Below are 5,502 nucleotides of genomic sequence, written 5' to 3' on the forward strand. Positions count from 1 at the left end.
GGGCGCGCAGCGGGGCAACGGGCCGTCGGTCGGGGGTGTCGCTNACCCTGGAGGTGTCATGACTGCTTCGTACACCCGCCGCACCCTGTTCTCGCTCGCCGGTGTCGCCGGTGTGGGACTCGCGGTCGCCGCATGCTCGTCCGGCGACCCGGCGAAGCCGTCCGCGACCGGGCGCTCGGGCGGCTCCGCGACACCGACCGCGAAGCCGAAGGCCTCCGGGGTCGAGCCGGCGCAGGTTCCCCTCGCCGGCGGGGTCACGGTGACGGTCAGCGGGGCCGGTCTCGCGGCCGTCAGGGGCGTGACCGTCGGCGGGATCGCAGCACGCGACGTCCGGGCCACCGCGACGAAGGTCACCTTCACCGCGCCGCACCAGGCGATGTACACCGCGGGTGACGCCGACGTTGCACTGTTCACCGAGTCGGTCGAGCCGTCCCCGTCCGTGAACCAGTCCTCCGACGGCAACGGCAGCAACGCCAACGACGGACAGTCCGGCGCGACGCAGGACTCCGCGGGTGCAACGCCGACGCCCACGACCGCGCCGACGCCGGACGCCTCCGCGGCGGTCGCGACGACCTCCCTGGCGTACGCGGCACTCACCGCGGTCGACCGGCAGCTCCAGTACGCGATGCGCTACTGGAAGGACTACAACCTCGCCGAGTACGGCACGATGAACCCGATCGGTGGCGACTGCGCCAACTACGTGAGCCAGACGCTCGTCGCCCGGGGCTGGGAGCAGCGCGACGACTGGTACAGCCGCGACGCCGGGGCCGCGCACTCCGCCACGTGGACGTACTGCCCGGCAATGGACCCGTGGCTGAGCGAGCACGCGTCGGAGTTCGGGCTCACCCGGCGATCGCTCGAGGAGCGCGACAAGGTGCGGGTCGGCGACATCGTGTTCTTCGACTGGAACGACAACGACTCGCCGGACCACACCACGATCGTGTCGGAGGTCTTCACCGAGCCGGACGGCACCGTGCGCATCAAGTCGGCGAGCCACAACCAGGACGGCCCGTACCGCGACCTCGACGAGATGATCACGGTGCAGCACCCGGGCGGCACGGCCTGGTTCCACACCTTCGACGCCTAACGGCAGGCTCATCGGCGGCTAGTCGGCAGACCGACGCGCGGCGCATCGTGCCTGCGCACAACCAAAGTCCGTCCGCACCGGGGAATCGCGTGGTTCGAACGGCCTTTGGTTGTGCGGACGCAGCCAGCACTGCGCACCGCACGGCATGCGCCCGCCGCGCGCCCGCCGCGCTTCCGCGGCCACCGCGCGCGGCGCATCGTGCCTGCGCACAACCAAAGTCCATCCGCACCGGGGAATCGCGTGGTTCGAACGGCCTTTGGTTGTGCGGACGCAGCCAGCACTGCGCACCGCACCGCCCTGCACCGCACCGCCCCGCCCCGCCGCTGCGCCGTCAGGGGTACCCGAGGAACCAGAGCAGCACGACCGCGACCGGTTGCAGGCACATCCCGACGACGAGCCACGTCACCGCCCGCCGCCGCGACCCCACGAACACGCCCGACCCGAGCAGCGGTGCGGTCGGCATGAGCAACCGCGGGAGTGACTGCTGCGGCAGGAACACCGCCACGAGGTACAGCGCGTACGCCGCCGTGAACGACCACACGTCGACGCCCAGTGCCCGCACGCTCCGCCGGCCCCAGAACCAGACGGCCCCGGCGAGCACCGCCACCACGAGCACGATCCCCGCCGGGCCGAGCCACGTCCCGGCCATGGTGAACCAGGGCGTCAACGGGACGAAGTGCTGGCGGCCGACGAACCCGACCCACCACGACAGCTCGGTGTCGAGGTACGCGTCGGGACGCCCGGTCACGCCGGAGGCGAGCACCGGCCACGCCAGCCCTGCCGCCGCGACGAGCAACCCGGACACCACGACCACGACCCGGTCACGCCACCGGAAACGCGGCCCGTCCTGCACCCACCGCACGACGAGGTGCACCGCGAGGGCGACGGCGAGTGCCAGCACGCCGGGTTTCGTGAACGCCGCGACGACCCCGAGGGGCGCGACCACCCAGTACCGCCGGCGGACGAGCGCGAGGAGCGCCCCGAGCACCAGCAGCAGGAACAGGCTCTCGGCGTAGGCGACCTGCAGCAGGAACCCCGTCGGCCCGAAGGCGAACAGCGCCGTCGCCCAGCGGGCCGCCCGGTCGTCGCGGACGGCCCGGACGAGCCGGTACAGGACGACGCACGCCCCGGCACCGGCTGCGGTCGCGACGAGGACCCCGGCCACCCAGAACGAGCCGCCGACGAGCGGCTCCACGGCACGGGCGACCCACGGGAACACCGGCAGGAACGCCCATGCGTTCGGCAGCACGTGCCCGGCCTCGTCGACCGGGATCGTCGCCGGGTAGCCGTGCTCGGCGATGGTCCGGTAGAACGACGCGTCCCACGAGCCGGAGAAGCTGAAGAACGACGGGTCGCGCCGGTACGACGCGAACGGCCAGCCGTTCGCGGTCGCGAGCGCGAAGAGCGTGCCGAGCAGCAGCGTGCTGAACGCACGCGATGCCAGCCACAGCAGGAGGGGAGCGGACCACGCGCTGTGGCGTGCCTCCAGGACGGCTCCCAGCCGGGAGGCACGGCTCGCCTCCGCAACGTCGGTCACCGCACGATCCTCCCACGGCGCCGCAGCGCGGTCGTCGCCGTCCGGCGGGCGTGCCCCGCCCGTCGGGGTGCCCCCCGCCCGCCGGGCGGCCGCGGTCACCGTCCGGTGACCGCCCGCCGGATCTGCTCGATCGGCACCTTCGGCGTGCGGTCGGCGTTCAGCAGTCCGTTCGTCTCCTGCATCGTGTCGGTGAGCTGCGTGTAGCACGAGCCGGCGAGGAACGTGCTGGCGCGGATCGCGTCGTAGAGCCCCGTGATGCGGGCGATCCAGTCGTCGCCGTCGGACGCCGACGTGTAGCCCCACCCGTCCTCCCGCTGGATCCCGGGCTGGTAGTTCACGCCGCCGAACTCGGTGAGCATCACGGGCTGCCCCTCGTCGACCGCCCCGCCGACGAGGATCCGCCGGTCCGCCGGACCCGTCCCGCGCAACAGGGCCGCGCGGGCGTCGTCGTCGGCGTAGGTGCGGGCCAGCACGGCGCCGTCGCCCTCGTAGTCGTGGATCGTGATGATGTCCGACGCGGGGTGCTCCCAGCCGTCGTTCGAGATCACGGGTCGGGTGGGGTCGAGCGCGCGGGCGACGTCGGCGAGCGCACGGGCGTACGCCTGCTGCGCGGGGTCGACGGCGATGTGCTGCACGCCCCAGCTCTCGTTCGCGGGCACCCAGGTCACGATCGACGGGTGGGAGGCATCGCGCTCGACGGCGTCCATCCACTCCCGCACGAGCCGCTGCACCGCGAGCGGGGAGAACGCGTACGCGCCGGGCATCTCGCCCCACACGAGCAGCCCGAGCTTGTCCGCCCACCAGAGGAAGCGCGGGTCCTCGACCTTCTGGTGGTTGCGCGCGGCGTTGAAGCCGAGCTCCTTGATGAGCTCGACCTCGCGGCGGAGGGCCGCACGCGACGGCGCGGCGAGGTGCGACTCGGGCCAGTAGCCCTGGTTGAGGACGCTGCGCACGTCGTACGAACGGCCGTTCAGCAGGAACGCCCCCTGCCCGGTGCCCGCCGTGCGGAGCCCGAAGTAGCTCGCGACCGCGTCCACCGCCGAGCCGTCGGCGTCGAGCAGGCTGACGGTGGCATCGACGAGCCGCGGGGTGTCGGGCGTCCAGACGAGCTCGTCCTCGGCCTGCCCGTTGGTCTGCCGGGTGATCGGCAGCACGACGTCGACCTCGCTGTCGATCGCGCTCGACCGTCCGACGTCCGGCAGGTTCGTCTCGACGGTGGCGAGGTGCTCCTCGGCCCACCGCGCCTCGACGCGGAGGCGCTCGCCGCCGGATCGGACGCCGGCGAGCCGGACGGTGAGCCGGACCGTGGCGTGGTCGACGTTCGTCCACCGCAGGGCCGCGATCGACACGGTCGGCACGGCTTCGAGCCAGACCGTCTGCCAGATGCCCGTGGTCCGGCGGTACCAGATGGCGTGCGGTTCCTCGTGCCAGTCCTGCTTGCCGCGGGGCTGCGTGACGTCGAGCGGGTCGTCCTCGGCCCGGACGACGAGGGTGTGCGCGGCTTCCGGGTCGGCCCCCAGCGCCTCGGTCACGTCGAACGAGAAGGGGGTGTGCCCGCCCTCGTGCTCGCCCACGAACTGCCCGTCGATCCAGACCCGAGCGCGGTGGTCGACCGCGCCGAAGTGCAGCACCAGACGCGGCTGCGACGGGGAGTACCCGGCCGCCGCGAGGTCGTCGGCCGTGAGTTCCCGCGCGTACCAGACGACGGGGTGGAAGCCCGGCTCGCCGATGCCCGAGGCGACCGACTCCGGCGGGAACGGCACGGTGATGTCCCGCGCGTCCGGGAACCCGCCACGCCACGCGGGGTCGTCCCCGTCGTTCCGGAACGACCACGTCCCGTCGAGGTCGGCCCATGCGGACCGCAGGAGTTGCGGGCGCGGGTACGTGCCGTCCTGCTCGGTCGCGACGGGGAGGGCGGTGGGGGCGGCGTCGTTGCCGGCGAGCGTGCTCATGCGTCCATGCTGGACCGTCGCGTACATCGTTGTAAAGAGGGCGCGGTCGAGGATCGGGAGCACGCCGCCTTCAGACGATGGCAGCGTCACGCGTCAGGACCATCACGTCCATGCGTCCCTGCTGCACGACCTCGCCGCGCTGGTTGCGCAGCGTGACCGTCCGTTCGACGATGCCCGTCGTCCCGGAGCTCGTCAGCCGCGTCGAGAGGATCTCCACCTCGCAGGTGACGGTGTCGCCGATGAACACCGGGGCGACGAAGCGCCACCGGTCGATGCCGAGCAGCGCCACGGCCGAGCCCTCGAAGACCCCGGTCCGCGCGATGAGCCCGAGGCACAGCGACGTGCCGAGCAGGCCGTGCACGACCCGCTGCCCGTAGCGGGTCCGTGCGGCGAACTCGACGTCGGTGTGCACCTGGTTGTTGTCATTCGTCCACGAGGCGAAGGAGACGACGTCGGCCTCCGTGATCGTGCGCCCGGGGGTGGTGAAGGTCTGTCCGGCGGCGAGGTCCTCGAGGTAGTGCGGCACCGTGCCATCCTCGCACCGCACGGATCCACCCCGCCCACGGGCAGGAGCGGTCCCGGCACCGCGACTGCACCCCCGTCCCCCACCTCCCCAGCGCCGGGCGCGTAGCCTCCGCGGCATGAGCGACGCTCCGACCGACCACGACCTCGCCCCGTGGATCGCCGCACAGCGCTGGTACGCCGCCAAGGGCGGTTCGGGCCCGACCCTCCGGACGCTGTCGACCGATGACGACACCCGGCTGGTGCTCGACGACGCAGCCACGGGGGCGGTCCTCTACCAGGCACCCGTCGTGGTCCGGGACGGCACCGTGACCGACGCCACCGGCGACCTCGACTGGGTCCGCGGACTCGCCGCCCGGATCGACGCCGACCCGGAGTCGCTCCGACCGATCGGCACCGTGACG

4 protein-coding genes and 1 pseudogene are annotated in these 5,502 nt (G+C 72.9%); 2 read left to right on the plus strand and 3 right to left on the minus strand.

Going from position 1 to position 5,502, the window contains the following annotated elements:
• Positions 1-58: 58 nt before the first annotated feature.
• Positions 59-1,087: an amidase domain-containing protein gene (locus tag I59_RS08545; protein ID WP_022903513.1), complete on the plus strand. Its 1,029-nt coding sequence runs from the start codon at positions 59-61 to the stop codon at positions 1,085-1,087.
• 331 nt (positions 1,088-1,418) lie between these two features.
• On the opposite strand, the gene I59_RS08550 is transcribed toward I59_RS08545, so the two are convergent.
• The 3 genes from I59_RS08550 to I59_RS08560 all read right to left on the minus strand — a co-directional run bounded on the left by I59_RS08550 (position 1,419) and on the right by I59_RS08560 (position 5,102).
• Positions 1,419-2,624, minus strand: coding sequence for a mannosyltransferase family protein (locus I59_RS08550; RefSeq protein ID WP_031273401.1), 1,206 nt, complete (start codon positions 2,622-2,624; stop codon positions 1,419-1,421).
• Positions 2,625-2,719: 95 nt separating this feature from the next.
• Positions 2,720-4,576 carry a glycoside hydrolase family 2 protein gene (locus tag I59_RS08555; RefSeq protein WP_022903515.1) on the minus strand — a complete coding sequence of 619 codons (1,857 nt, stop codon included), beginning with the start codon at positions 4,574-4,576 and terminating at the stop codon, positions 2,720-2,722.
• Between the two features lie 70 nt (positions 4,577-4,646).
• Positions 4,647-5,102 carry a MaoC/PaaZ C-terminal domain-containing protein gene (locus tag I59_RS08560; protein WP_022903516.1) on the minus strand — a complete coding sequence of 152 codons (456 nt, stop codon included), beginning with the start codon at positions 5,100-5,102 and terminating at the stop codon, positions 4,647-4,649.
• A 115-nt stretch (positions 5,103-5,217) separates the two neighbouring features.
• On the opposite strand from I59_RS08560, the pseudogene I59_RS08565 reads away from it, so the two are divergent.
• Positions 5,218-5,502 (plus strand): annotated as a pseudogene (locus I59_RS08565) (hypothetical protein); the annotation flags it as partial.

This window comes from Curtobacterium sp. B8 (genome assembly GCF_000333315.1).
Taxonomy (GTDB): Bacteria; Actinomycetota; Actinomycetes; order Actinomycetales; family Microbacteriaceae; genus Curtobacterium; species Curtobacterium luteum.